Genomic DNA, 25,786 nt, shown 5'->3' on the forward strand with positions numbered 1-25,786 from the left:
ATGCCCCGACGTCGGTACCATGAGCTTGCCCAGGAGGGAGCGGAGTTCGCCCGCATCGGCGACCGGATTCTTGGTACCACCCTCTCGGTGAAGGGCGCTGTTTTGATCGACAGCGATCAGGACGAGGCTCATCAGACACTGCCGATGGGGCTTCCCTCCCCGGATGATCAGAGGCGGGTGATCCTGAGAGAGCTTTTGCGCCGAAAGATTGCGGCTGGGTTTATCAACGCACGCGACTCCTTCGAGGGGCTTAAAGTCATTTTCATGCCCGGGTTCATTCTAGTGGATGAGGATCTGGCGGCGAGGCTTGCAGATTTCGTGAAAGATGGCGGATTGCTGGTGGCCACTGCGCGCTCAGCGACCCGGCATCGGAACAACCGCGCCTGCGAATTTGCTCCGCCCGCCTTTTTAAATGATGTCTTCGGCGTGACCATCGAGGAGTTTGGCAAGCTCGAGCATGGCTCGATCGACCTTGAGGTTGGCAAATGGACTTCTGTGGAGTCGGGAGGCGCCATTTGGTGTGGCCATCATCGAAAGCCTGACGACTCCATGAGCTATTGGGCGCTTCTTTCTCGCTAAATGCCAGGAAAGGTTCAATCGCTCCAGCGCGCTTTTCGTCTTCTTTATCTGGTGGCGGGACGTGATGAGGGATGCAGCGTACGGGAAATGGCGGATGGAGCGGGGCTCAAACTCATCACGGCCTATAACCTGATCCGTACTCTGGAATCAGAGGGCTTCTTGCGAAGGTCGGAACCGCCTTTGCGATTTCACCTCGGCTATGCAGTGCAGGAACTGAAGCAGCTAAACGACGGGAGAGGGTTGCTCAAGGAAGCTGTCAACGAGTTGCTTAAGGGCCAGAGGGATATGCCCGAGGCAAGCTTTTCCGTGATTCAGTGGGCAGAAGGAGACACCTATCAGCGAATCGGGGTGGAGCCGGGACGAATCGGGCGTCTTGTTCGGCGTCGAGAGTGTCATATTCATCCGTACGCGGCGCCAGGAGCGCTGCTCTTTCTCGCCTTTGCGAGCGAGGCAGAGGCAGAGCTTTTTTATCGGAAACATCCGTTTGAAAAGGAAGGAACCGGCGCGTGGATATCCCGGGACCATCTCGAGAGATTCCTTGTCAGGATTCGACAGTTCGGCTGGGCCCAACTTGACTCTCCATGCGACGGCATCTGTCGAATAGCAGCTCCCGTTTGGTCGCAGGGTAGGATTGTTGCCGCCTTCTCGGCAGATTCCTGTGTAAGAGGCGCAGCGGAGACCAGTCGGAGGAAACTCGCGCGCGTATGCCGGACACTGGCGGATTCGCTCACCGACAGGCTGCGCTGTTTGCAACGACCTCCTGCTGCCGCGGTCGATTGACGATCTGTGAGTAAGGCATGCTTGCCCTGAAGATCTCGGCGATTTCAGAAGGAACAAGGGCTCGCTCAAAGACCGCCAGTCCGCCAACTAAACCATGAAAGAGATTCGCATGCACATGGCCCTCCTCGATCGGATGGCCATCTCGCATCACGACCCGCTCTGGACGAGCGACAGCTCCAACGGTGAAGTTTGCTCCCTCCTTGCCTCCGTCGAAAATCCCTCCCGGATAATGGTAGGGATTTCGCTCTCCTCGGGAGTCCAACTGACCGTTGAGATAGGCGGCAGCGTAGACCCCATCGTAAGTCATCGCAACAAATTGCCATTCACCAAAAGGAACCGCTGTAGAGCCGATGGCGGCGTCCATGCAATACCGGGCTCCGGGTGTCGGTCCCCCTATCGAGGAGACATGTGCTCCCACCTGTTGGCTGCTATTATGAATTCCGAGATTCAGAAAAAGGCAATACTGGCGTAATCCGTGCTCGTTCCACATCCCGGAAATAGCCTCGCAACCTCGTTCCGGCCCGGTTTCCCGCTTGATCCAGGCGATAATACTGAGGCTCGCCTGCGATCCGTGTATATTGAGCCGGGGGCATTCGGAGCGGGGAATATCCAGCCACGCTCCGGACCCGAATTGCGCGGCGAGGGGACCGATTGGGTTCTCGCGATCTTCCACCAGCGGTACGCGACCTCCATTGGGGTGCAGCACATAGTTGCACGGTCCCTTGGCCACGTGTCCGAAATCGTTCGCCTGAAAGTCCCAAAAGCTGACGAGGCCGGAGATATCTTCAGTCAGCAGGTGAATGAACTGCGTGCGGTTCATAATCTCCCAATAGAATGTCGCTCAGGAGCAATGTCGAGGCACTCTCAGAGAGTTTAGCGATTAGCGTTTATCAATGTTGAATCTGGATCCTGAAGTCAGGTTGTTTCCTGGCAAATGTATTCATGGTCCCTGCCGGGCATCGGTGAGCCATTCCGTCGTTGATAGATCTTGTGAAACAGATGGATGGGATGGCCTCTAGAGAAATCTACCTTTTACCGAGGTGGCCTCAGTGACATCGTGACTGATGGAGTCGGCGTTACCACGATTCGACGTATCTTCTGTCGGGCGGGATATTGTTGGTTTTCTTGGGCTCCTGCTTTGCTGGAGCAGTCCAGACAGTCACCATCGACCGGATCTTCGTGCTTTTGTTTGTGCCCGCAGTCCTGATGTCGCTCGTCTAGTTGGAGCCGTAGGCGATCTGGTACGGGCCTCCCCAAGGATCGAGGAATAACATCATCAAGGCGTTCAACGACCAGTTTGGCGGCCTGTTCAACGCCTTATGATCGGTCCCCTGGCTATGGTGGCGGAGACAAGACGAATTCCTGGGCCAGGGGAAGGCGTTCGTTTGTTCGAGGAGTCGGGAGCATTTTATTCCCCGGGGTGGACAAACGGAATGATCTGCCCGGAACGGAGCCGGACTGGGCAAATGAGATTTTCTCCTTCTGCCGCTGGCCGGCGCTGGCGTTTAGCTCTTGTCTTCCGGCGGAATAGGCGCGGAGTCCCGGATGATGATGCCGTTTCGTAGCAGGCAGGTGATTCTGGCTCGGCGGGTGGAAAGATCGCCAAGAATTTTACGAAAATCACCCTCCGGTTCCCCAGCCAAATATCACCCTCTCAAGAGGAGGTTATGACTTTGTTATGACTTTTGACCAAAAAACACGGGAATCCGTGTAAGTCGTTGATTATGAGGGGTGGTGCGCGATACAGGGTTCGAACCTGTTGGCGCTCCTCTGATTATCAATGACTTGCGTAAGGGCTGCCACACCGGCTGCCACACGAACGAGTCCCAAGCGGGAGAGTTTCCCGAAGGCTTCGAGATTTGCGAGGTCATCAATGCTTGGCTCACTCTGCCCAAGCCGTTGCGGGCGGCTGTGCTCGCCATCGTTCGATCTCACAAGGAAGACTTGTCCATAAACCGCCCGGAGGCGGAGGTTGCGGCAGCGCGAGCCCCGAAGGGGAACAGCTCGCGCGCTGGCGCCAAGCCAGAGCAACCGGTTTGTGGGCAAGTCGCCGTCACCCCTTTGACCGTGGGCAAAGTCGCCCAGGCCAAAACCAAGAAAACCCAACCTAGAAAGGAACCCACAAAATGACATTCCACGGACTTGTCATCGCTCACCAAGACTCCAGCTACGACAGCAAGCGCGGCCGCATCGCCCAAGAGACCCTTACCTGTCTCGACGCCGATCAAACCGTGAAACTGACGGATACCGTCGATTGCGTCTTCTCGGCTGGATTGATCCCGCAAGCCTCAACGATGGTCGGCAAGACGCTGGCCTTCTTCGTGGATGCGGTACGCCCCAGCAACACGATGCGCCCCCGGTTCGTCGTGAAAGGACTTGCGCCGGCCAAATCGTAGCCATGCACGCAACGTCCGGCCTTCTCTATCAGCTCGGCTCAGTCTCCTGGGATTGGTTCGGTACGCTGACCTTCGGAATGCGAAAGGTTCCCATTGACCAGTCGCAGCCCGATCTCTTGGAGAAGGGGAAGAAGTTCAACATCGTGGGCTGCCGTGTTCCATCCGCTGCGGTCCGTTACTCGATGTTCTTTCAATGGCTGCGCCAGCAAGAGCGCCACTGGCAGCAGAAGAAAACAGAATGGGTGCTACGACACGAGAAGGGCGAGATTGGAGGCCGTCCACACTTTCACTTTTTGATCAGAGCCCTGCCTCCGGGCGCAAATACGAGCCACTATCGCATGGCAGCGATGAGCCGATGGGAATCCCTCGGCGGTGGCATGGCAAGGATTCGGCGGTTCGACAATGCAGAGCATGGAGGGGAAAAGGACGCTGTCAGCTACGTCCTCAAGAACCTGGGCGCAAACGCCTACGAACTGGCCAAATTCGAGCGAGACGAATTCGATTCGATCCGGATTTCGGACGCCCTCATTGCGTCCCTGACGGAACGGAGCCAGAGAATCACCGTCTAAGGCCGATCTGGAAGAAGTCCAGGTTGCTCCTGTCAAGGTGGCCCCACCGGATGCGGCGCGTCAGCGCCGCGCCGGTGGGTCGCTTGAAGGAGCATTGTGTCTTGATCAGATTGCGAATTATAGGCTTAGAGCTTGTGGTCTCCTGTGAGCTTATTTGTCTTGAGATTTTCCGTCGAATCTGTAGGAGGCTTTTAAGTTGAAGCTTACTCGAGTGTTTGGCTTATTTACTGAGAGTGAGAGTTTTCTAAATTGAGAAGAGCAAAATTATGATTATTCAGGGGAAGCGGATCAATAGATGTAGTCGTTATTTTTCGTCTGTTCCGGATGAAACGCCCATCCTCATCGCGAGAAGTGTTGGCGATATTGATGCTCCGACGCTCGCAAGAATTGGGTTTCCAATTCCGTGTGAGGAGAATTTTGCGGTTCTTCCTGCGCCTGTGTTCGGTCCAGTATCTCGATACAACGCGAATGGCAAAGAAGTTCCAGATCGGAGTCTTCCAATGGAAACGGTTAGTCGGTGGGTGTACAGCACATGGACCGATTGGCATGGGAATGAGCATAGTGGTTTTGTGTTGCGTTACTATAACAGGTACCCAAGGCGAAATTTCCCTCCTCCAAGTGTTGAAATCAGGGTTTCTGCAGACGTATCGGGTAATCTGTTTTTAACAACCGAAGCGTTTAATCATAGCTCAAATCGACAAGACGCCACGCTTCATCGCGTAAACCTCTTTCTGGAGATATTTGGAATTTGTGAAGTTTTAACGGAAAACTTGGAGCGTATAATTGTTGCGCCTGTTCGAAAGGTTAATTGGAGATTGCTCCCTGCGGGGCAAAATCCTTTTGATCAGCTTCTTACGCAACTCGACGAGATCGTCAGTAGAACCGATCCTGGTTACCGAGAAGCTGTCTTGGAGCGAGCTGAGCTTATTAATTCATTTGGTCCAAGTCAGATCGTGATTGGGCAGGGTGGATTTCGCGAGTATGTGGTTTACCGATTTCCAGATAGGGGCTTGAACTTTCTGGAGAGTGTTTTCCGTGGCAATGCGACCTATGTCTTTGGGGATGATTGGGAGCATCTGTCGCAATTGACGAAAGCAGAGATTATTGCTGGGGGACTGGCAATTGAGCGTATCGTGCATGGAAATGACTGGAGGCCTCGAATCCAAAGATATTTTCGCCCTTGAATAGAGGTTGACATTTTGTAAACCAATGTCAGGTTGACAGTGTGTTAACTGAGATACCTGAGGAACTCTGGCCGATTATCGGCAGTCCTGATAAAGGGACTAGAATTTACCGACGCGAAAGTGCGTCGGAGGAGGAGATTGCAGATTGGTATGATCTTCTCACTCAACTCGTCGGGCCCACTGTTTCGCCTGGCGGAGTTAGTATGTATTGTCCCGTCTCTCGCGCGGCAGTGCACAAGCGAGTGCAAGAAGGGAAAATGAGCATGTTTTTGTTTCACGTTTCTCATCGGAAAACCACTCTTTTTGGTAAAGAGCGGGTGCTTCGGCAGTCTCCTTTTGCATACATCCCAGTGTCGGAGGCTAAGGCATGGCGCAAAGAACTTGAGGAAAGAGCGGTAAAGCAGGGAATAATCACGGAGACGGAGCTTCGTGAAGCAAAGCCGGAATGGAAGCGCCAATTGGTTCAACGTTTGGTGGATTCGGGGGCTGCAACCGTCGGAGAAATCGAGGGAGAGGCCCCGGATTGGCGAGGAGACTTCATGCTGTGGCCGAATAAGAAAGAGCGAAAACCCGATCTCGGCACTCTTGAAGTTCTTAAACATATCGGTTCGACCATGCTGGATGGGGTCAAGAAGAGTTCCAGAAAAGTGAAATTGCTTCTATGAATGGAGATCCACTTTTGTCGCTTAAGCAAGTTGCTGGGGAGTTAAATGTTTGCGTTAAAACGATTTATCGCCTCGTTGACTCTGGTAAGCTGCCGAGACCGGTGAAGGTTGGACGATGCTCCCGCTTTTCAAGAAGTGTGATTGATCGCTTTAAGCGTCAGATAGGCGCGTTTGCCTCCCCATCCGGGTTATGAGCTGTCACCTAATCAAGCGTAGCCACTCCAGGGTTTACCATGGATGGTTCAGGTTACCGACATGGACAAAGGCTCGTGAGGAGTCGCTCCGTTGCACGAATAAGCAGGTTGCGCAAAAGCGCCTCATTGAACGGTATGAGGAGTTGCAGCTTGAGGCTGCAGGAATCATGCCTCCGAAGGCATTGAGAAAAACTGAGCAAAAGGAGCTTTCTTTTTATCTCGATGAGATGGTTCTAGCGAAGGCGAGCAACCGGGATGATAGGTACCTTGCCGAACTCAAGGCGAGAGTCGTGCGGCTTTGTCGTGAATGCCGGTGGTCAAATGTCGCGAGTGTCACGCCAGATAGCTTTCAACTGTGGCGCGTTGCTCGCATGAATGAGGGGACATCGGCGAAGACCCTCAACGAATATCTCATTTCCATTCGCTCGCTTCTCAATTGGCTGATTTCTCGGGGTCGGTTGATCCAAAATCCGATGGCAACGGTTGAGCTTTTGCCGGTTCACGGGATGGTTCGGCCTCGCCGGGCTTTAACGGACGCGGAGTTTCAGCGGCTTGTGGCCGTTTCTGGCGAGAGGGGCTTACTTTATACGTTCGCCGCGTACACCGGTTTGCGGTACGCCGAGATTGAAGCCCTTGAGGTTCGCGACCTGCGGCTAGAGGAGCGTCTTGTTGTCGTACGGTCGGAAACGACGAAGAACGGCAGGGTTGCGCATCAGCCACTTCATGACTCGCTTGTTGCCCAAGTTCGCCACCATGTGAGCGCGAAAGGCTTGCTGCCTCAAGATCGGCTCTTTGGCAGCATGAGCCGCAAACATTTCCCGAAAGATGCTGCCAAGGCGGGAATCGCCCTCGTCGGGCAGGATGGGAGGCATGTCGGGTTTCACTCCCTGCGGCACACATTCTGTTCCTGGCTCCAGAGGGCGGGGAGTTCCCAGCGCGTCCTCATGGAGCTGATGAGGCACAGTGACCGCCGCTTGAGCGATCACCTTTACACGGATGCCGCATTGCTTCCTGTGCGCGAGAGTATCAGTGCTCTCCCGGCAGTCCCGCAACTGCCACATATACTGCCACACGAAATAGTCCCGAGCAGTCCCGTTGAGTCCCAAGGAGTCCAAGAAGCAATTTCGGAGAATGAGCCGGAGAGGCTGATAAATAGAGGCTCCAGTCCCAAAGAGTCCTTTGGAGTCCCAACCAGTCCCGAATGGGAAATGGTGCGCGATACAGGGTTCGAACCTGTGACCCCTACCGTGTCAAGGTAGTGCTCTACCACTGAGCTAACCGCGCGTGACGAGCCCTGCATTCAATCGGATTTCCCGCAAAACGCAATAGAAGAATATCGATTTGCTGTAATTCCGGGCTTTCCCGGCTTTGGGTGCGCTTTGAAAGGTGGGCGCTCAAAGAGGATTTGCGAGCCGTGAGGTCTATTTTCAATGCAACTCTCCACGTAGTGGATTATCTCCGTAGATTTTTCCCCAGAATATTTGCGGCTGCCGAGAGAGATTCTGTTCTTCTCTGGAAATTCGTTTGGGCGGGGCGAGATGTCTGGCTGGAAGGGATCGCATGCTTGATGCGAATGGTTGTGAATCCGGATTCCCTTATAGGTAAACATTGACCAGTTCCGCTTGCAAAGGAGGCGGGGTCGGAGGATTGTCACTCGGATATGGTTCTTGCGCCAGGTGATATCGCCCCGGATTTCACAGCTCCGGTGGTTGGGGAGGGGATTCCGGAGGGTGCGCAGTTTACGCTTTCCTCGTCGCGAGGGACTCCCGTGATTTTATATTTTTACCCCAAGGACGATACGCCCGGATGTACGAAGCAGGCCTGTGATTTACGGGATCGTTACTCCGAGGTGATTGAAAACGGGGCGAGGGTTTTCGGCGTGAGCGTTGATCCGATCGAGACCCACAAGAAGTTTATTCTGAAGCACAATCTGCCATTTCCGCTGATTAGTGACGCGGATCGAGAGATCGTGCAGGCCTATGGCGTGTGGGTGGAGCGTTCCATGTATGGAAAGAAGTATTTTGGCACGGAGCGCAGCACGTTTGTGATCAATCCGGAGGGCAGGGTCAAATCGATCTACAGAAAGGTGAAGCCCGAGGAGCATACTGGAACCGTCATTGAGGACTTGAGACACTTTGAACCGTGACACTTTATTGAGCATGTACGACCGGCTGTTTCAGCTGGTCGATAAGCTGCCGGAGGGGATGAAAAAGCCCATCCTGCGGGAGATCTCGCCGATTCGTGAGGTCTTTCTCGAGCAGCGACCGGCGCGGCTCATGCTGGTGGGCAGCGTGGGCAAGAGCGTTCCGGAGTTTCTGCACACCGCCTGCGGCGTCACGGTGGAGACTGGTGAGATGTCGGGTGGTTGGCGTAGCTACAAACTCTCCGGTCGCTCGGGCCGTGGAGAGGCGCAGATCTTGGATGCTCGCTTCGATGCCCCGGATGATGTCGTGGCGGCGGCGATCGCGCATGCTGCTCCGGATGTATTGATTTACCTGCGAGAAAATCTCGAGCCTGAGGCGATCTGGACCAAAGCGATTGCGCGGGTCGCGCAGAGCGGCGCTGAGACGCCTATCGTTGGCATCGCCTATGGCGGCGAGCCTGCACGAGCTCGCTTGCAGGCGCTTTTTGCCTCTGACCGCCAGTTTTCCATGCGCCGCTCTGTGGTGTGCATGCCCGATGAGGAGGAGTGGGGCGTGGGCGAGGCGATCTGCGCCGTGCTGCCAAATGCCGCGCGACTCGAGTTTGCCCGCATCGCCGGAGCGAAAAAGGCACAGGCGGAAATCGCCGGGTCGCTCCTGAAATCCTTTACCACGGTGTGCGGCGTGATTGGTCTTCAGCCCATTCCTCTGGCCGACATGCCGGTGCTCACGACCTTGCAGACGCTCATGGTCGGGCTGGTCGTTTATGTCTCGGGAAAGCCCGTCAATGTGCGACTGGTCACCGAGTTTCTCGGGGCGCTCGGACTCAATATTGGGGCGGGCATCCTTTTCCGTGAAAGTGCGCGGGCCATTATCAAGATCGTTCCTTTGTGGGGCAATGCTGTCTCTGGATTCGTCGCGGGCGCGGGTACCTATGCGGTTGGACGTGCGGCGATCTCATACTTCATCGAGGAATCCCCCATCGCCGAAACCCAGAAGCTTTTCCATCGTTTGCTGCCGGGATGGGATGCCTTCAAGCGTCGTCGCCTGCCATCCCTGAAGACGGCCCAGACCATGGAGGCCGAGCAGATTGAGGCAAAGGCGCCTCCTGTTGGGGAAAACCCCGGAAACAAGTAAGCGAGATACTTGATTGGGACTCCTCTTCTGGTCCGTTGAGTCTGGCTGCTAGGCCTGGGGAGGGATGTTCTGGAGTGAAATTCCGGACCGCTTCATTGCTGCTGGGTGACTGGCGGTTGGGTGCTCGCGTGCATACTCGGCTATATCTCAGGCGGAAACTTTCTAGTAACCTTCACGAAGCTGGGAGAAAGCCGCGCCGAGTAGTTCGATCACGATCCGGGCCGAGAGTTTTTCCGGAGAACTAAAGGGGGCTGATGCACCCATCTCCCCGGCTCGTCCGCAGACCCAAGCGCCGAGCACTGCGCTCTTCAGGAGGTCGCCGTTCAGTTGCCCAGCAAGGGCTGCGCAGGTTCCCGTAAGAACGTCCCCCATGCCGCCGCTCGCCATTCCGGGATTGCCTGTGGAGTTGTAATAGCAGGCTTCCGCGTTGCCGATGATGGTGCGGGCACCCTTGAGCAGGAGCGTGGCGGTATACTGGTTTGTGAAATCACGGAACCAGTCGATGCGTGGGCGATTGCGCTGGGGAAACAGCCTCTCCATTTCCCCCGGGTGTGGGGTTAGCAGGCGAGGGCCGCGACAGGTTTTCAGGATCGAGGTATCCTGCGAGACGGCGTTCAGGGCGTCGGCATCTACGACCATTGCATGAGGCCATTCCTTCACGAGCGCGACGACATCATTATCATAGGCGCGTCCCAAGCCGGGTCCCACAGCGAGGACGTTCATCGGTTCCTCGAGGACCTCGCGGAGGCTCTCCACCTCCTTCACCATTACTTCAGGCACGCAAGCGGCTGCCAGGACGGGCTGGATGTCGGCATGGGCGTACACCGTGACGAGGCCAGCTCCGGCAGCCACAGCGGCGGCGGAAGCGAGTCGGGCGGCTCCAGTCATCCCATGCGATCCTGCGATGATGCCGACACGTCCGCACATCCCTTTGTGTGTGTCAAAGGCGCGAGGAGGCAACCAGTACCGTAGCTCCTCGGGGGAGGAAAGTCTCGGCGAACTCTCGCGATCGAAATCGAGCTCACGAAGGGGAATAAAGGCGAGGCGGCCGACGTGATTCGTCGCCGCATCGGCGACCAGACCGCGTTTGGGTGCGCCGATCGTTGCTGTGAGGTCTGCCTGCACACAGGTGGCGGAGGGCTCTCCGGTGTCGCCGTTGAGTCCGCTCGGGATGTCGATGGCCAGCACCCAGGCATTTCGGCTCAGGCGCAGGGAATTCATGCGCCGGATGGCATCGGCGGCTTCCTGGCGGGGTTCACCCGAGACACCCGTGCCGAGCAGCCCGTCCAGCAGCACAAGGGAACCGCCGAAATCCTCCCGGGATGACAGGTCGAGCGATAGCAGGTGCCTTCTCGGCAGTTCCGAAAGCTCCTCGGCAGGATAGGCAAGTTCCACGCTGATATTCCATCCCCACCGGCGCAAATGGCGCAGCGCTACCAAGGCGTCGCCACCGTTGTTTCCCTTGCCGCAATAAGCAATACATGTCCCGGGCCGGGAGTGGAACTGCCGGACGATGCGGGCGATGCCGAGTCCAGCCTCCTCCATGAGATGCTCCGCGCTTACACCGCGGCTGAAGACCGCGCTTTCCATTCGCCGCATTTCCTCGCAGGTCACGAGCATGGGGATAATCTAGCAGGGCATCAGTGTTGTGCCAGAGCGGTTTCTGAAAAGCTGGGATTGCGCTCGCGCCTCGCTGAGAGGTAGCAGAGTGGAACTACTGATGCTCGTTTTTGCGAGACTCCTAGCTGAACAGGTCACGGAGCCGGTCCGTGAAGCTTTTGTGCAGAGGAGTGTTTTCCTCGCCACAGAGCTGGGCAAAATGCTCGAGCGCCTTGCGCTGTTCGCCGTTGAGGCGCGTTGGCACCTCGACCTGCACTCGCGCCAGGATGTCGCCGCGGCTGGAGCTTCCGAGTCCAGGCATGCCCTGGCTGCGAATGCGAAAGACGCTGTCTCCCTGCGTGCCTGCGGGAATCTTGAGAGAAACTGCTCCGCTGAGTGTCGGCACGCGGACCTCTCCTCCGAGAGCGGCGACCGAAAACGGGATTGGGATTTCGCAATGCAGGTCCATCCCGTCACGCTGAAAGATTGCGTGCTCCTTCAGATGGATCACGACGTAAAGGTCGCCCGAGGTACCGCCGCGCAGGCCAGCCTCGCCGCCTCCGCTGCTACGGAGCCTTGCGCCCTCATCGATTCCAGCGGGAATCTTAAGTTTCACGCGTGACGTGCGTTCCGTGCGCCCTTCACCGTGGCAGGTTTTACAGGGTTTTTCGATCACGCTGCCCGTGCCGTGGCAGTTTGGGCAGGTCTGGGCGACCTGGAAAAATCCGCGGGAGGCCACGACCTGGCCGCGACCGCGGCATACCGAGCATGTGACGGCGCGGGAGCCTTTTTGCGCTCCACTGCCGCCGCAATCCTCACAGGCGTCGAGCTTGCGGATCTCGATCTCCTTTTCGCAACCCGTACCCGCCTCCTCGAGGGTGATCTGCAGGTCGTAACGCAGGTCCGAGCCACGCTGGCGTCCGGAGCCGTCGCCGCCTCCTCCGCCGAAAAATTGTTCAAAAATGCCCCCAGCGCCACCGCTGGAGCCGAAGACCTCGCGGAAGAGGTCGAAAGGATCGTGAAAGCCGCCTGCACCTCCGCCACCGCCCATGCCGCCGCCTTGCTGAAAGGCTGCATGGCCGTAACGGTCGTAGGCAGCCCGCTTCTGGGCATCCATGAGGATCTCGTACGCTTCGCCGAGTTCCTTGAAACGTTCCTCCGCCTCGTGGTCTCCCGGGTTCTTGTCCGGGTGATACTTGATCGCGAGCTTGCGGTAGGATTTTTTGATCTCCTCTTCCGTGGACTCGCGCCGGACTTCCAGGACTTCGTAGTAGCAGCGCTTCGTCATCATCCCTGTGCCGGTCCCTTGGATACCACCACGCTGGCGGGGCGGATCAACCGGTCTTTCAACTTGAAGCCCTTGCGGATCTGGCGGAGCACCGTGCCCTCGGGGACGGTGTCGCTTTCCTCCTGGGCCATGGCCTCGTGGAGGTTGGGGTCAAAGGTCTGGCCGACGGCATCGACCGCTTCGATCCCATAGTCGCGCAGGAAATCCTCCAGTTGCTTGCGCACCATGTCGAGGCCCATCACGATGCCAGACGGGTCTGTTGCGGTGCGGGCAGCACTGAGGCCGAGTTCGAAATTGTCAAAAATCGGCACGAGGCTCTCGACGAGCGAGGCATTGGCGTAGCGAATGGCCTCTTCTTTCTCGCGGATGGCACGCTTGCGGTAGTTCTCGAGGTCGGCGCGGGTACGGAGAGCGAGGTCCTTGTACTTCTCCAACTCCGCCGCGAGGTCGAGCTGCGGAGTGGCTTCTGCTCCGGGTGTTTCCGGGGCGGCTTCCACGGTCTGCTGTTCGTCCAGTTTTTCGGAATCGGTACTCATTTCTTTCGGATTGCGATCAAAGTTATGTCGTCGTGTTGCGGATAGTTGCCCACAAAGCCCTTCACGTCATCCGTGATGCGACCGACGATGGCATTCGCCCCATTGGGCGCGCTGTTTTGCAACAGATCGATCAGGCGGGGCAGCCCGTATTCGGCTCCCTCCCGGTTGAGCGCTTCGGTGGCTCCATCCGTGTAAAGCAGCACGCAATCGTCGGCATGCAGGTCGAACTGAAAGTCCGCGCAAACTCTATTGAAGACCGTACCGCTGTCAATACCCAGCGCCATCCCCTTGGGAGACAGCTTTTCGATGTCTCCCGTGGCAGAGCGGTAGAGGAGGGGGGCGTCATGGCCCGCGCGAGCGAGCGTCACGCTGTTGTTCTCTGAGTCGAGGATCAGGTACGCCATGCTGATGAACATGTCCTCCTTGATGTCGGGGTAAAGCTGCTGGTTGACCCGGCGGAGCACCTCGGCGGCAGAGGTCTTGCCCACCGCTTCGCTACGGATCACGCTTCGACACATGGCCATGATCAAAGAAGCTGGCACGCCCTTGCCGGAGACATCGGCGATGGCGACGCCAAGGCGACGGTCATCCACCCGGATATAGTCGAGGTAATCGCCGCTCACCTGCCTGGCCGGGACGTTAATACCGCTCAATTCGTAGCCTGTGATGGTTGGCGGCGCGGAGGGAAGCAGGATGGCCTGAATTTCCCGGGCAATCTCGAGATCATGGTCGAGGCGTTTCTTTTCTCCGGCCTCGAGATAGACGACCTCGTTGTAGAGGGCAAAGGCCGATTGCTCGGCGATCGTCTTGAAGACATTCATGTCCTTCTCGGTGAAAGGTGTGCTCATCGGGCCGTTGGCCAGGGCGAGCACGCCGAGGATCTTGCGACGATAAATCAACGGAGCCACCATCGCAGAATGAGCGACGAGCGGGTTGTCAGCGGCGGGATTGGGAATCAACTCGGCTTCCACGTAGAGGCGGGGGCGAGGATCGACCAGGGAGGCGCCCATGATGCCCTCGCCGCGGCGGATCGAGCTGAGTCGCAGGTAACTCTCCAATGCCATGTGGTTCGTCTCCGCCTGCTGCAGGACGTGCTCGGGTACCTCATGAAGAGCCGGACACCCCTTGGAGATGAACCCGGGTACGAGCATCGAGTCCGATTTATCCATCAGGTAAAGCGCTCCCCCATGGGCATCAAGGATGCGGGTGGCTGCTTCAACGATGAGGCGGTGGAGTTCCGACGAGCGAACGCCCTCGGAAAAGGCCTCGCCAAGTTCGTGCAGAAAGTCAAATACACGGTCCTCCTCCACCTGGAGTTCGGCGCGCTGGCGTTCCAGCTCGGCAATGCGCCGTGTGAAGGTATTAAGCACTACCAACAGCGCGATGAACGCGCCGAAGAAGAGCGTGAAAAAGATGTAGGTCCACATTCGGAATGGGCTCCGCCCTCCCGGACGGTGCGATTATCCCTCTTTGTCTGAGGAACCTTGAGCATTCAACTCATTCCGCAAAAACTCCAGCACATCTTTGAACTTCACCGCATTCGCCCGGTCGGCTTCGACCAAGGCCTCGTGTGCCTCGAGAACCGCCTGCTTTTGGGCCTCGGCCTCCAGGGCCTTGGGTTCGGCGATCCGGAGGGCGTCATCATCGGGCAGGGGTTCCGTCTCGGCTGCGATCGAACCGAGGGATTCCACGGTGAAAAGCTGGTCGAGTCCGAGGCTGGAAAGGAGGTCGGAGTTGCGCTCGTTGACGTTGGTGGCGCGGAGGGAACCCTGGCCGAGCTCGCGCAGACGGAGGGCTACACCGGCAAGGGTGCCCATGAAGGTCGAGTCCATCTGCTCGCAGTCCTGGAGATCCACGACGAATTCGCGGAATCCGCGCTGGATCATCTGCTTGACGAATTCCTTGAGTCCGGAGCTGTTTTGAAAACTCCCTCTGCCTTCCACTTTGACCCAGGCCGTGCGATCAACGCAGCCGACGAGGACAGATGATGAGGTGCTCACGTGTGAGGTCACTATTAGCCCACTCTCGAGGCGGGTGTCAAATGTCCCCCGGCGAGGTCCATTATTTCCACATGAAGGACTGTCGGAACGCCACGATCCGACCGTCTACGATCAGCAGAACGCGCCACGAGGTAACCCGCCCGTTTTCCTGAAAGTCATCGCCGGTGACTTCAAAGTCCGATTTGTGCGAACCCCGAGTCGATGGGTAGTAGCGCTCCTGAGCCATCACGTAGTTGCCCAAGGCGGCCTGGCGGTACTCGAAACGAACCGTGACGTCGGCTTCCTGTGTGGCGCGCCAGAAGAAGCAATAGTAGTTGCCCTCACGCTGCTGGCGATCCCAGGAGTCTACCGCTCCGAAGTTGATCCGGTTTCGCTCGAAGGTAGCTGGCTCGTTTTCCGCGGAGATGTTCTGATCGACCGGCTGGTTGTAGTACATCTTGATCTTTCGGAACTGAAAGGCGTTATCCAGCGCGAGCGGCAGGACATTGGCGCGCTCCAGCTTCGTCGCAGGCTCCTGGACCGACGAGCAGGCGGTAAAAAGAATGGCAGTAAGGGCGAGTACGAGGAATGTCCTCATGGAGGCCGCATACAAGCGGCTTTGTGTGACGGTGTCAATGGCACGGCATGCGGAAGGTGCACTGCCCGCAGGCTTGACTACCGGGAGGCGAGCCATCATACGAGTCGGTTCCCGGCGCACGATCCGCCGTCTTCCCATGAAAGCCCACGATATCTTCCAACAGTTGCCTGAAAGCTTCGCTGGCGACGTCTTCCAGTTTCTCTACGACAACGACAAGCCGGCCTACCGTGCCTGCGTGCAGGTTCTTTCCACACGCCGGAAGCTCCGCCCGATCATCCTGGAGCGCAAATCCCGCGAGGAGAGGCACTTGTGGATGCGTAACGAGATTACCCGCAAGGCGAATGAGGATGCGTCGATCGAGATTCTCCAGACCTGGCTCCTCGGTGCGCACAAGCCGATGATCTGTCAGTTTCTCGATACTCTGAAAATTCCGCACAATGGACATGGTCTCATTGATGATCTCCCGCCGGAGCCTTCGGAAGCCGCTGTTAACGAGGCGGTTGAAGGGCTTTTGAAAGACTACCCGCAGGAGGCTGTGGCCGCCTACCTCAACCTCTTCATTGAGATGGATATTGCACAATGGCCCACGCTGGAGAAAATGCTCGCGAGCGATTCCCGGCTTTGCCTCGCTCCGCAAACACCCGCCGCATGACGCCTTACCAATCCTCGCTTCAGGACGCTCTGGACACCTTTGAATCCCTACGCGCCCTCGAGGAGCCTCTTTCCCAGGCGGCCAAGGTGGTACTCGATTGCCTCGTCTCGGGAGGGAAACTCCTCTTCTGTGGCAACGGAGGCAGCGCCGCCGATGCGGCGCACATGGCCACGGAGTTTACCTGCCGGTTCAACGGCGACCGTCGTCCCTACCCTGCGATCGCGCTCACCGTGGATGGCGGCCTGATGACTGCCATCGGCAACGATTATTCTTTTCACGACGTCTTTTCCCGCCAGGTGCATGCCTACGGCAAACCGGGCGATGTTCTCATCGCGCTGACGACCAGTGGCAAATCGCGCAACGTGCTCTTCGCCATTGAGGAGGCTCGTCGTCGTGGCTTGCGGACGATTACGCTGCTGGGCAAAGGGGGCGGGTTTACCGCTGGCGCTTCCGAGATCGAGTTGATCGTGCCGGGAACGGTGACGGCTCGCATCCAGGAAGCGCAGAAGTTCTTGCTTCACGCCCTTTGCGAGCAGGTCGAGGTCGATCTGCCCAAGGAATGAGGGAAACGGTACTCACCGTCTTTTCCGCTGTATTGGGGGCGATCATAGGGTCGTTCCTCAATGCCTGCATTCATCGCCTCCCTCGAAATCTTTCGCTCGACCAGCCACGGCGCTCCTTCTGCCCCTCGTGCGGCAAGACCATTCCTTGGTACGAAAATCTGCCGGTTATCAGCTGGCTCGCTTTGCGCGGGCGGTGCTCCGGCTGCCATGCGAAGATTTCTCCACGATACATTCTGGTGGAGATCCTCACTTCCGGGCTGTTTCTTGCTGCGTGGCTGACGTTTGGCCTGCCGTTGGCACCGGCCTACTGGCTGTTCCTCGCGCTCCTGGTCACGGCGACCTTCATCGACATCGAGCATTTCATTATCCCGGATGTCATCACCATCGGCGGGACGGCCGCGGGTGTCGTCCTGAGTGTCATCCTTCCCGGCCTCATGCAGACGGACTCCCGGCTCCACGCTTTATTTGCCTCACTGGGAGCTGCCGCTCTCGGGTACGGCATTCTCTGGCTTATCGTCGAGGGTGGCAAACTCGCCTTCGGTCGCAAGCGACATGTATTCAAGGAGGAGTTGCCGTTCTCATGGAAGCGCGATGGCGATACCGCGACGCTCACGGTGGGCGAGGATTCCCTTCTCTGGCACGAGATCGATTTTCGCGAGCGCGACCAACTTGTCATTGAAAGCACCGGAGCTTCGATTGATGGTCGGGTGCTGGAGGGTTCGCCGGTGCTGCGTTTTCGCTATCACGTGCTGCTCGATGAAGGGCAGGAGAAACCTCTGGATCAGATCGATGAGATCAAGGGTAAGCTCACTGCCATTACCATCCCCCGAGAGGCGATGGGATTTGGCGACGTCAAGTTTATCGCGGCCATCGGAGCCTTCCTGGGTTGGCAGGCGGTTGTTTTCACCATTTGCGCCGCCTCGATTATCGGATGTGTCGCCGCTGTCGCCGGGATATTCCTGGCGCGCGACCGCTCCGGTGCGCGGGTGCCGTTTGGCCCATTTCTTGCCCTTGGCGCCGCGCTTTGGGTGTTTTTCGGTCCCGCCATCTGGGACTGGTATTTCAATGTCATGGCTCGTCCTGGTCATGACCTTGCCTTTTAACGCCGCAACGCGGATGATTTCGGGTTCGATCCATGGCCGATAAGAAGAAGATTCCCTTTACTCAGCTCCTCAAGGAGTTCTGGGGCCCCTATTTTAAACTTGCCACCTACATGCGGCCTTACCTGCCCCGGGTCGTGTTTGGCATGGTCTGCGGCATTCTCGCCGGTACGCTGAACGGCACGATTCCACTCGTGCTCAACTATGTGGGGCAGAAGGTCCTCCCGGCTGGTCAGACCCTGGGCAAGATCAACCCGATGAAGATGCACGGAGCCGATGCCGGTCCAGCCATTGATACGGTCATCTGGATCAGCATGCTCATTCCGGCCGTCATGGTGGCGCGCGGCATCTTCTCGTACCTCAACTCGTATTACCTTTCCTGGGTCAGCTTCCACATCCTGCGCGATCTGCGTTCCGAGCTGTTCCGCCACCTGATGTCCCAGCCGATGGCTTTTTTCAACAAGGCCAAGTCCGGCAAGCTCATCGCCCGCGTGATCAATGACACCCGCGTCGCGCAGAATGCCCTCACCAGCATCTCCGGCGATCTCGTGAAGGAGCCGGTGGCCGTGGTGACCGGCATCGTCGTGCTGGTGAGCCTCGACTGGCGCTTCAGCCTCACGACCCTGCTCCTTTTCCCGATCTGCATGGTGCCGGTGCTCGTCTTTGGCCGGAAGATTCGGCAGGCGGGCAAGGCCGAGGAAAACGAAGCCGGAGCCATGGCGGTCATCCTGCAGGAGAGTTTCGCCGGCGTACGCGTGATCAAGTCCTTCGCTCGCGAGGATTACCAAGCCTCGCAGTTTGCCAAGTCCAGCGATCTCCAGTGCCGCAACAGCATGCGCGTGCGCAAGAGCATGGATATCGTCCAGCCGCTGATCGAGTCGGTCTCGGCCTTTGGCGTCGTGCTGGCGATCCTCTACGTCTACTACTACCACATCGGCATCATCCAGTTTGCCGCGCTCTGCTTCGGTATCTTCCTGCTGTACAATCCGGTCAAGTCGCTGAGCCGTATTCCCTTGCAGATGCAGAAGTGCATGGCCTCGGCCTCGAATGTCTTTGACCTCCTGAACAAGCAGCCGGCGATCCAGGATGCCCCCGATGCGGTGGTCCTGAAGGGCTGCCGGGGTGGTCTCAACTTCGAGAACATCACCTTCTCCTACGGCTCCGAGCAGAATGCCGTGAAGGACATGAACCTCGTGGTCGAGCCGCACAAGAAGTATGCGCTCGTCGGCTCCAGCGGCGCGGGCAAGAGCACCGTGCTCTCGCTCATCCTGCGCTTCTACGATCCGCAGCAGGGCGTGATCCAGCTCGACGGGGTCGACATCCGCAAGATCTCGCAGAATTCGCTCCGCGAGCACATCGGCGTGGTCACGCAGGAGACCTTCCTTTTCCACGACACGATCTACGAGAATATCCGCTACGGCCGCCTCGACGCCACCGAGGCCGAGATCATTGCGGCAGCCAAGCTGGCCTACGCCCACGACTTCATCGTGGCCCAGCCCGAGGGGTACAACAGCATCGTCGGCGACAAGGGCTGCCTGCTCTCCGGCGGCCAGCAGCAACGTCTTGCCATCGCCCGCGCCCTGCTCAAGAACGCGCCGATCCTCCTCCTCGACGAGGCCACGTCGGCTCTCGACTCCGAGTCCGAGCACATGATCCAGGCCGCGCTCGATCGCCTCTCACAGGGCCGTACGGTGATCGCCATCGCCCACCGTCTCTCGACCATCCTGAAATCCGATAAGATCGTCGTCATGGACAAGGGCATGGTCGTCGACGCGGGTCCGCACGCCGAGCTGCTGGAGCGTTCGCCGATCTACCGCAAGCTCTACGAGCTGCAGTTCAACCACGACAAGATTGCCGCGTAAGGCGGTCGCAGGACACGAAAAAGGGCCGGTTCGCACCGGCCCTTGGGAGTTTCGTGGGAAGGACGATTATTCCTCGTCGTCCTGGGCGCCCTTCTTGTAGGTCAGGCCGCGCAGCTTGCCCTCGATAAAGGCATCGATGTCGCCATCCATCACACCCTGGATGTCGCTGGTCTGCACGCCGGTGCGCAGGTCCTTCACCATCTGGTAGGGCTGGAAGACGTACGAGCGAATCTGGTTGCCCCAGGCGATGTCGCCCTTTTCGCCGTATTGACGCTCTACCTCGGCGCGCTTCTTGTCGGCCTCGATCTGGTAGAGCTTGGCCTTGAGCATCTTCATAGCCATTTCGCGGTTGCGGCCCTGACTTCGCTCCGCCTGGCAGGCGACCACGATGCCGGTGGGCAGGTGGGTGATGCGCACGGCAGTCTCCACCTTGTTCACGTTCTGCCCGCCCTTGCCGCCGGAGCGGTAGGTGTCGAGTTTGAGGTCGGCCTCGTTGATCTCAATGGGCGCGTCCTCGATCTCGGGGACCACGTCCACGCTGGCAAAGGAGGTATGGCGGCGCTTGTTGGCGTCGAAGGGCGAAATGCGCACAAGACGATGCACGCCGCGCTCCGTCTGGAGGTAGCCGTAGGGATGATCGCCCGAGACGCGGAGCGTGGCGGACTTGATGCCCGCCTCGTCGCCGGTCTGGATGTCGACCGACTCGGCCTTGAGCCCGCTGCGTTCCATCCACCGCGTGTACATGCGCAGCAGCATGTCGGCCCAGTCGCACGACTCCGTGCCGCCGGCTCCGGCATGAATGGTGATAAAGGCGGGAGATTTGTCGAATTCCCCGGAAAGAAGCTGCTGGAGCTCAAATTTCTCCAGGTCCTTCAGGACGGACTGGTACTCGGCCTCGACGTCCTTGATGGCGGCGAGCTGGTTCGGTCCGGTCTCCTCGGCGGCGAGCTCCTTGAGCACCTCGAGGTCGGCGACGCGGGATTCCAGCGCGTTGAAGGGCTGGATCTTGGCGCGGAGGGAGGAAACCAGCTCGACATCGCGCTGGGCGGTTTCCTTGTTGTTCCAGAAGTCCGGCGCAGCCATGCGCCCTTCGACTTCGGAGAGTTGCTGAGTCAGGCTGGGGAGGTCAAAGAAACCTCCGCAATTCACCCAGACGGGACGAAATCGCGGAGGCGTCAATCGCTTCGAGTTGTTCGATCATGGAAAGGACAAGCATGCCGCAAAGGCGCGGCGGCGCAAAAGGAAAAATGCCGATGCCAGCCGCTTATAGCGGCTTCGCCACGAGGTCGTACACCTGCGATCCCGTCACCTTCACGTCCACGAAGGAGCCGACCGGGACGGACTTTGTCAATACCACACGGCAATCCACGTCGGGTGCGTCGTACTCGGTACGGCCCAGGCGGGCCTGGTCGGCGAGGACGCGGAAGGTGCGGCCCTTCTGGGCCTCGGCCCACTCGGCGGCGATGCGCTGCTGGAGCTTCATGGCCTCGCGATGGCGGCGGTTCTTGGTGCGGGTGAGCACCTGGTTCTCCATCTTCGCGGCGCGGGAACCCTCCTCCTGCGAGTAGCAGAAGACGCCCAGCCGCTCGAAGCGTACCTTTTCGATGAACTCGAGCAGGGACGCGAAATGCGCCTCCGTTTCGCCGGGGAAGCCGACGATGAAGGTGGTGCGGATGGCGAGATTCGGGATTCCCGCCCGCAGGCGGTCGATGAGGTTTTCGATGTGCTCGCGCGAGGTTTCGCGGCGCATGAGGTTCAACATGTCGCCATGGATGTGCTGGAGCGGCATGTCGATATAGCGCGCCACCTTGGGGTTCCGGGCGATGGCCTGGATCAGGTCGTCGCTCCAGTGGGCCGGGTGGGTGTAGAGGAGGCGAATCCAGAAATCTCCCTCGATCTGGCCGAGTTCGTCGAGCAGGCGGATGAGCGTCGGGCCGCGGAGCGGATCGACGGGCTGGCGCGGGCCGGCTTTTTCCTGCCACAGGTCCATGCCGTAGTACGTCGTGTCCTGGCTGATGAGATTGATCTCGCGGATGCCCTCGGAGACGAGGCGGCGGGCCTCAGCGACGACGCTTTCCACCGTGCGGCTGCGATGGCGGCCGCGCATTTGCGGGATCACGCAAAAGCTGCACGGGTGGTTGCACCCCTCGGCGATCTTCAGGTAGGTCGTGTGCGTCGGGGTGAGGCGGAAGCGCGGCGTGTCGTAGTCGGGGATGTACTTTGACTTGGGCGAGATGAGGGCAAAGGGCGCCTCGGTTTCCTTGGAGAGCACATCGCGAAAGATCTCGCCGGCGGTGGCGATCTGGTCGAGACCGATGAAGGCATCCACCTCGGGCAGTTCGCGCACGAGCTCGTCGCGATACCGCTGGGACAGGCAGCCACTGACCACGAGCTTCTGCTCCGGGCGGCGCTTGGCGCTCAGGATGGCGTCGATCGACTCCTGCTTGGCGCTGTCGATGAAGCCGCACGTGTTGACCACGATGACATCGGCTTCGTCGGCGTCGGCGGTGATTTCAAAACCGGCTACGGCAGCGCCGCCGAGCATCACCTCGGCATCGACGAGATTCTTGGCACAGCCGAGGCTGATCATACCCACCTTGGGCGTTTGGACGCCTTGAGATTCTTTCATGACTGGAACAGAGGGCCGTTACTGGACGGCGTTGCCGTGCGAAACGGTGCCTCCGACGAAGAGCGGAGGAGTGTTTGCTGGCACGGACTCGGTGGCAGAGGATTGGACGGGAGCCGCCGTGGCAGGTTCCGAAGCGGGAACTGCGGGCGCTTCGGCGGGTTCTGCAGCCGGAGCGGGCGGGGTGGAAGGTTCGACGATCAGCGAACGATCGTCTTTCACGATCTGATCCTTGGCGAGCCGGTCAAGAGGACCGAGCCGCTGGAGCTTGATGGCAAAGGGAATGGCGAAGGCGAGAAGCAGGATGACCACTGCGGCGACGATCAACCCTGTGATCAGGCGGCGCTGGCGCAGCGGGCGGATCTTCTTGCGCACGTAGGTGCGGGGGCCTTCCTCGAGATATTGGTAGCCTGCCGCTCCGCACACTCCGGGCGCGGGCAGGAGGTGCTTGATCGCATCGACCTCCAGACCCAGATAACGGGCGTAGTCGGTCAGGAACATCCGGGCGTAGCTCGGATGCGAAAACTGCGAGAAATCATCATGCTCGATCTCGCGCAAACGCTGCACCCGGATGCGGGTGTCGTGCGCTGCTTTTTCGATCGGCAAATCCTTCGCCTTGCGGGCAGCCGCCAGCCTGGAGCCAAGGGACTCCCCGGATTCGTCGGAATCGAATACTGCTGCGACGTCGAACATTAGGCAGGTGAAATATTAGCGAAGAGGCTGCCGTGCTTCGTTCGATGAGGCCCGGCCGCGCCTATCTCTGATTCTTATGTGGCTCAATTCGAAGCGAACACAAGCGGAAATCCCGCCCTCCGAGGAGAAAACGCGAGATTTTTAATCGATGCTGTCCAGATCGATCAGAATCTCGCGATCCTTGGCTCCATCGCGCGGGCCGACGATGCCGCGTTGTTCGAGAATGTCCACGATGCGCGCAGCCCGCGTGTAACCCAGGCGCAGCCTGCGCTGGAAGAGCGAGGTCGAGGCCCGGCGCTCCTGCTTCATCACCTCGAGCACCTTGTCGACCAGCTCCTCGTCTTCGTCCGTCACGTCCTCTTCGTCGATGGTCGGGCTGTTGAGCTTGTCGTGGATGCTGGACTCAAATTTCGGTTTGGCCTGTTCCGCGACGAACTTCACCAGACGGTGAATCTCATCATCCGTCACGAGCACGCCCTGCGAGCGCTGCAATTGCGAGCTGGCGGGAGGCAGGTAAAGCATGTCGCCCTGGCCGAGGAGCTTTTCCGCGCCCTTCTGGTCGAGGATGACCCGGCTGTCGAGGCCGGAGGCGACCTGGAAGGCGATGCGGCTCGGGATGTTGGCCTTGATGATGCCGGTGACGACGTCCGCGCGGGGCGTCTGGGTGGCCACGATGAGATGAATGCCCGCCGCGCGCGCCATCTGGGTGATGCGGGCGATGGCGCTTTCCACATCCGCCGGGGCGGTCTGCATGAGGTCGGCCAGCTCGTCGATGATCACGACGATGTACGGCATCCGATCGGGGATGATGAGGTCGCTGTCGCGCGGGACGGAGATGGGCTTGGTTTCCTCCTCCTCTTCGTCCTCCTCGGGAGCATCGGGTTCTGCGGCTGTATCTTCGGTGACGGTCTCTGGCGCGTCCTCGGGCGATTCCTCTTCTCCCTTGGCGGCGGCCTCGGCATCGAGCTCGGCCTGGGATTTCGGCAGCGGGCGGTCGTTGAAGGCGCCGATGTTGCGCACGCCGGTCTTGGCAAAGATCTGGTAGCGCTGCTCCATCTCGTCGACCACCCAGCGGAGGGCGAGGAGCACCTTCTTCGGGTCGGTCACGACCGGGGTGACGAGGTGGGGGAGTTCGTTGTAGGTCTGCATCTCGACGACCTTCGGGTCGATCATGATGAAGCGCAGTTCCTCCGGCGTGTAGCGGAAGAGTAGGCTGGCGATGATGGAGTTGATGCAGACGCTCTTGCCGCTGCCCGTCGTACCCGCCACGAGGCAGTGGGGCATCTTGGCGAGGTCGGCGATGATGGTCTTGCCGTAGACGTCCTTGCCGAGGGCCAGCGGAAGCTTGGCACCGGTTTGGAGCCAGTCCTCGGTCTCGAGCAGTTCGCGCAGGGTCACCTTGACCTTGCTGGAGTTGGCGATCTCAATGCCGACGGTGTCCTTGCCCGGAATCGGGGCGAGAATGTTGATGCGCTGGGCGCGGGTGGCGCGGGCGATGTCGCGCTCCAGCGCGGTGATGCGATCCACGCGCACGCCCTTGTCGGGATAAACCTCAAAGCGCGTAATGGTCGGCCCGCGCGTGATGTCGCCCGGCTGGGCCTTGATGCCAAACTGCGCCAGCGTGTCGATGATGGTGTTTTGCACGCCGAGGAGCTCGCTCGGATCGGCGGGCTTGCGGCCTTCCTCGTCGTGCGGGTCGAGCAGGTCGAGGGGCGGGAGCTGGTAGTTTTCCAGGGCGAGGCCGCCGACGAGGCCGGGACGCGGCTCGGAGCGTTTTTTCCGGTTGGCCTCGATGTCGGCCAGAGACGGCTTCTTTGCGGAGGGCGCGGTGGCGTCGAAGATGCGCGGTTCGGGAAACGATTCCGCCTGGGGCTCCGGCGCAGCGGAGGGTTCCTCGGCGGGCGCGTCTTCGCCCTTGGCAGGCTTTTTGCGGAGCTGGCGCTCGAGTTTTTCCGCCTGTTTCGCCAGTTTGCGCTGCTCGGCCTCCATGCGCTCGGTTTCTTCCATCTCGGCGAGGCGTTTTTTCTCGGCCTCGGCCCGGGCTTTCCGCCAGTCGTTCCACATCTTGCGACCCACGAGGATGGGATGGAAGCCCGTGGCGAGAATGAGGCTCACCAGATAAATCAGGAGCAGGACGACGGGAGCGCCGACCGGGCCCAGCGGGCCGCCGAAAGCCTTTTCACCGACCCATTTGCCAACCCAGCCTCCCGGACCCTCGATGCGAAATGCCTTTTCCCAGCCATGGAGGAACCATGGTTGCAACTGAAGCAGGCACGCGCCGCACAGGACGCAGAGAAATCCCCAGCCCGCGCGTTCGCGCAGCGAGAAGTCGCGAATCATCAGCTTTGCCAGCCCGTAGCCTGCGAAGAAGATGATCCAGAGGTAAGCCGCCGCGCCGAAGAGAAAATAGAGGTAACCCGCCACGATTGCGCCGATAACGCCGCAGAGGTTGTGCATCACCGGATTGGAGACCGTCGTGGTACTGATGAGAGGCACCCATGCGGGAATGTCACGGGGATGATATGAGATCAGCGCCACGGGCAGCAGCAGAGCCACTCCCAGGAACAGCAGGCCGATCACCGCATCCCAGGTGCCGCGACGTTTTGGTTTGTTCGCCATGAGAACCCTCCATCCTTCACGATTCC

General features: G+C 59.1%; 25 protein-coding genes and 1 tRNA gene. 14 read left to right on the plus strand and 12 right to left on the minus strand.

Features of this window, described 5'->3' with window-relative positions; all coding sequences use genetic code 11:
* Both TSACC_RS19235 and TSACC_RS22810 read left to right on the plus strand, forming a co-directional pair.
* The gene (locus TSACC_RS19235) at positions 1-579 is read left to right on the plus strand and encodes a beta-galactosidase trimerization domain-containing protein (RefSeq protein ID WP_075081085.1); all 579 of its coding nucleotides are present in this window, start codon (positions 1-3) and stop codon (positions 577-579) included.
* On the plus strand, positions 580-1,359 hold the full coding sequence (locus TSACC_RS22810; protein WP_075081086.1) for a helix-turn-helix domain-containing protein: 780 nt from the start codon (positions 580-582) through the stop codon (positions 1,357-1,359).
* Here TSACC_RS22810 and TSACC_RS19245 read toward each other — a convergent pair.
* Positions 1,307-2,179 (minus strand): LamG-like jellyroll fold domain-containing protein, encoded by an 873-nt coding sequence (locus tag TSACC_RS19245; protein WP_075081087.1) that lies wholly within the window; start codon positions 2,177-2,179, stop codon positions 1,307-1,309. The two genes, TSACC_RS22810 and TSACC_RS19245, sit on opposite strands and share 53 nt — an antisense overlap.
* Positions 2,180-3,485: 1,306 nt before the next feature.
* On the opposite strand from TSACC_RS19245, the gene TSACC_RS19255 reads away from it, so the two are divergent.
* The 6 genes from TSACC_RS19255 to TSACC_RS22820 all read left to right on the plus strand — a co-directional run bounded on the left by TSACC_RS19255 (position 3,486) and on the right by TSACC_RS22820 (position 7,626).
* Positions 3,486-3,755: a hypothetical protein gene (locus TSACC_RS19255; protein ID WP_075081089.1), complete on the plus strand. Its 270-nt coding sequence runs from the start codon at positions 3,486-3,488 to the stop codon at positions 3,753-3,755.
* A 2-nt stretch (positions 3,756-3,757) separates the two neighbouring features.
* Positions 3,758-4,324, plus strand: coding sequence for a hypothetical protein (locus tag TSACC_RS19260; protein ID WP_075081090.1), 567 nt, complete (start codon positions 3,758-3,760; stop codon positions 4,322-4,324).
* 266 nt (positions 4,325-4,590) lie between these two features.
* Positions 4,591-5,508 carry a hypothetical protein gene (locus TSACC_RS21990; RefSeq protein ID WP_153811539.1) on the plus strand — a complete coding sequence of 306 codons (918 nt, stop codon included), beginning with the start codon at positions 4,591-4,593 and terminating at the stop codon, positions 5,506-5,508.
* Between the two features lie 41 nt (positions 5,509-5,549).
* Complete coding sequence (locus tag TSACC_RS19270) at positions 5,550-6,173, plus strand: hypothetical protein (RefSeq protein ID WP_237764034.1); 624 nt, start codon at positions 5,550-5,552, stop codon at positions 6,171-6,173.
* Positions 6,170-6,367 (plus strand): helix-turn-helix transcriptional regulator, encoded by a 198-nt coding sequence (locus TSACC_RS22815; RefSeq protein ID WP_075081093.1) that lies wholly within the window; start codon positions 6,170-6,172, stop codon positions 6,365-6,367. The genes TSACC_RS19270 and TSACC_RS22815 overlap by 4 nt, the downstream gene beginning before the upstream one ends.
* A gap of 227 nt (positions 6,368-6,594) precedes the next feature.
* A complete protein-coding gene (locus TSACC_RS22820) occupies positions 6,595-7,626 on the plus strand; it encodes a tyrosine-type recombinase/integrase (RefSeq protein ID WP_369695382.1) in 1,032 nt (343 codons plus the stop codon).
* Here the strand turns inward: TSACC_RS22820 and TSACC_RS19285 are convergent.
* Positions 7,577-7,651 (minus strand) — tRNA-Val (locus TSACC_RS19285). The genes TSACC_RS22820 and TSACC_RS19285 overlap by 50 nt on opposite strands.
* Before the next feature lie 376 nt (positions 7,652-8,027).
* Between TSACC_RS19285 and TSACC_RS19290 the strand changes: the two genes are divergently transcribed.
* Together TSACC_RS19290 and TSACC_RS19295 are read left to right on the plus strand one after the other, a co-directional pair.
* Positions 8,028-8,513 (plus strand): peroxiredoxin, encoded by a 486-nt coding sequence (locus TSACC_RS19290; protein ID WP_075081094.1) that lies wholly within the window; start codon positions 8,028-8,030, stop codon positions 8,511-8,513.
* A gap of 13 nt (positions 8,514-8,526) precedes the next feature.
* Positions 8,527-9,645: a YcjF family protein gene (locus TSACC_RS19295; protein ID WP_075081095.1), complete on the plus strand. Its 1,119-nt coding sequence runs from the start codon at positions 8,527-8,529 to the stop codon at positions 9,643-9,645.
* Between the two features lie 162 nt (positions 9,646-9,807).
* Here the strand turns inward: TSACC_RS19295 and TSACC_RS19300 are convergent, their stop codons facing one another.
* From TSACC_RS19300 to TSACC_RS19325, 6 genes are all read right to left on the minus strand, one after another.
* The gene (locus TSACC_RS19300; protein WP_075081096.1) at positions 9,808-11,265 is read right to left on the minus strand and encodes a bifunctional ADP-dependent NAD(P)H-hydrate dehydratase/NAD(P)H-hydrate epimerase; all 1,458 of its coding nucleotides are present in this window, start codon (positions 11,263-11,265) and stop codon (positions 9,808-9,810) included.
* 121 nt (positions 11,266-11,386) lie between these two features.
* Positions 11,387-12,535, minus strand: coding sequence for a molecular chaperone DnaJ (gene dnaJ, locus TSACC_RS19305; protein ID WP_075081097.1), 1,149 nt, complete (start codon positions 12,533-12,535; stop codon positions 11,387-11,389).
* The gene (gene grpE, locus TSACC_RS19310; protein WP_075081098.1) at positions 12,532-13,068 is read right to left on the minus strand and encodes a nucleotide exchange factor GrpE; all 537 of its coding nucleotides are present in this window, start codon (positions 13,066-13,068) and stop codon (positions 12,532-12,534) included. Before grpE ends, dnaJ begins: the two co-directional genes overlap by 4 nt.
* The gene (locus TSACC_RS19315) at positions 13,065-14,495 is read right to left on the minus strand and encodes a PP2C family protein-serine/threonine phosphatase (RefSeq protein ID WP_075081099.1); all 1,431 of its coding nucleotides are present in this window, start codon (positions 14,493-14,495) and stop codon (positions 13,065-13,067) included. Before TSACC_RS19315 ends, grpE begins: the two co-directional genes overlap by 4 nt.
* Before the next feature lie 33 nt (positions 14,496-14,528).
* Entirely contained in the window at positions 14,529-15,068 is a 540-nt protein-coding gene (locus TSACC_RS19320; RefSeq protein ID WP_075081100.1) for an STAS domain-containing protein, read from the minus strand.
* A 61-nt stretch (positions 15,069-15,129) separates the two neighbouring features.
* Positions 15,130-15,645, minus strand: a complete 516-nt coding sequence (locus TSACC_RS19325; RefSeq protein WP_153811542.1) for a hypothetical protein — start codon at positions 15,643-15,645, stop codon at positions 15,130-15,132.
* Positions 15,646-15,781: 136 nt separating this feature from the next.
* Between TSACC_RS19325 and TSACC_RS19330 the strand changes: the two genes are divergently transcribed.
* Genes TSACC_RS19330 through TSACC_RS19345 form a run of 4 tightly spaced genes read left to right on the plus strand, consistent with a single transcriptional unit; the run spans position 15,782 to position 19,822 of the window.
* Positions 15,782-16,297, plus strand: coding sequence for a hypothetical protein (locus TSACC_RS19330; RefSeq protein WP_075081102.1), 516 nt, complete (start codon positions 15,782-15,784; stop codon positions 16,295-16,297).
* A complete protein-coding gene (locus TSACC_RS19335) occupies positions 16,294-16,860 on the plus strand; it encodes a D-sedoheptulose-7-phosphate isomerase (RefSeq protein ID WP_075081103.1) in 567 nt (188 codons plus the stop codon). Before TSACC_RS19330 ends, TSACC_RS19335 begins: the two co-directional genes overlap by 4 nt.
* Entirely contained in the window at positions 16,857-17,963 is a 1,107-nt protein-coding gene (locus tag TSACC_RS19340) for a prepilin peptidase (RefSeq protein ID WP_075081104.1), read from the plus strand. Before TSACC_RS19335 ends, TSACC_RS19340 begins: the two co-directional genes overlap by 4 nt.
* A 32-nt stretch (positions 17,964-17,995) precedes the next feature.
* On the plus strand, positions 17,996-19,822 hold the full coding sequence (locus TSACC_RS19345) for an ABC transporter ATP-binding protein (RefSeq protein WP_075081105.1): 1,827 nt from the start codon (positions 17,996-17,998) through the stop codon (positions 19,820-19,822).
* Between the two features lie 66 nt (positions 19,823-19,888).
* Here TSACC_RS19345 and prfB read toward each other — a convergent pair.
* The 4 genes from prfB to TSACC_RS19365 form a co-directional block, all read right to left on the minus strand.
* Positions 19,889-21,023 (minus strand): peptide chain release factor 2 gene (gene prfB, locus TSACC_RS19350; protein ID WP_369695381.1). Its coding sequence is split into 2 segments (ribosomal slippage): positions 19,889-20,956 and positions 20,958-21,023, totalling 1,134 coding nucleotides; the frame shifts between segments, so codons are not numbered across the junction.
* A gap of 63 nt (positions 21,024-21,086) precedes the next feature.
* Positions 21,087-22,451, minus strand: coding sequence for a 30S ribosomal protein S12 methylthiotransferase RimO (gene rimO, locus TSACC_RS19355; RefSeq protein WP_075081107.1), 1,365 nt, complete (start codon positions 22,449-22,451; stop codon positions 21,087-21,089).
* 18 nt (positions 22,452-22,469) lie between these two features.
* Complete coding sequence (locus tag TSACC_RS19360; RefSeq protein ID WP_075081108.1) at positions 22,470-23,141, minus strand: helix-turn-helix domain-containing protein; 672 nt, start codon at positions 23,139-23,141, stop codon at positions 22,470-22,472.
* Between the two features lie 141 nt (positions 23,142-23,282).
* On the minus strand, positions 23,283-25,760 hold the full coding sequence (locus tag TSACC_RS19365) for a DNA translocase FtsK 4TM domain-containing protein (RefSeq protein ID WP_075081109.1): 2,478 nt from the start codon (positions 25,758-25,760) through the stop codon (positions 23,283-23,285).
* Between the last annotated feature and the right edge of the window lie 26 nt (positions 25,761-25,786).

It is taken from the genome of Terrimicrobium sacchariphilum, from assembly GCF_001613545.1.
Taxonomy (GTDB): Bacteria; Verrucomicrobiota; Verrucomicrobiia; order Chthoniobacterales; family Terrimicrobiaceae; genus Terrimicrobium; species Terrimicrobium sacchariphilum.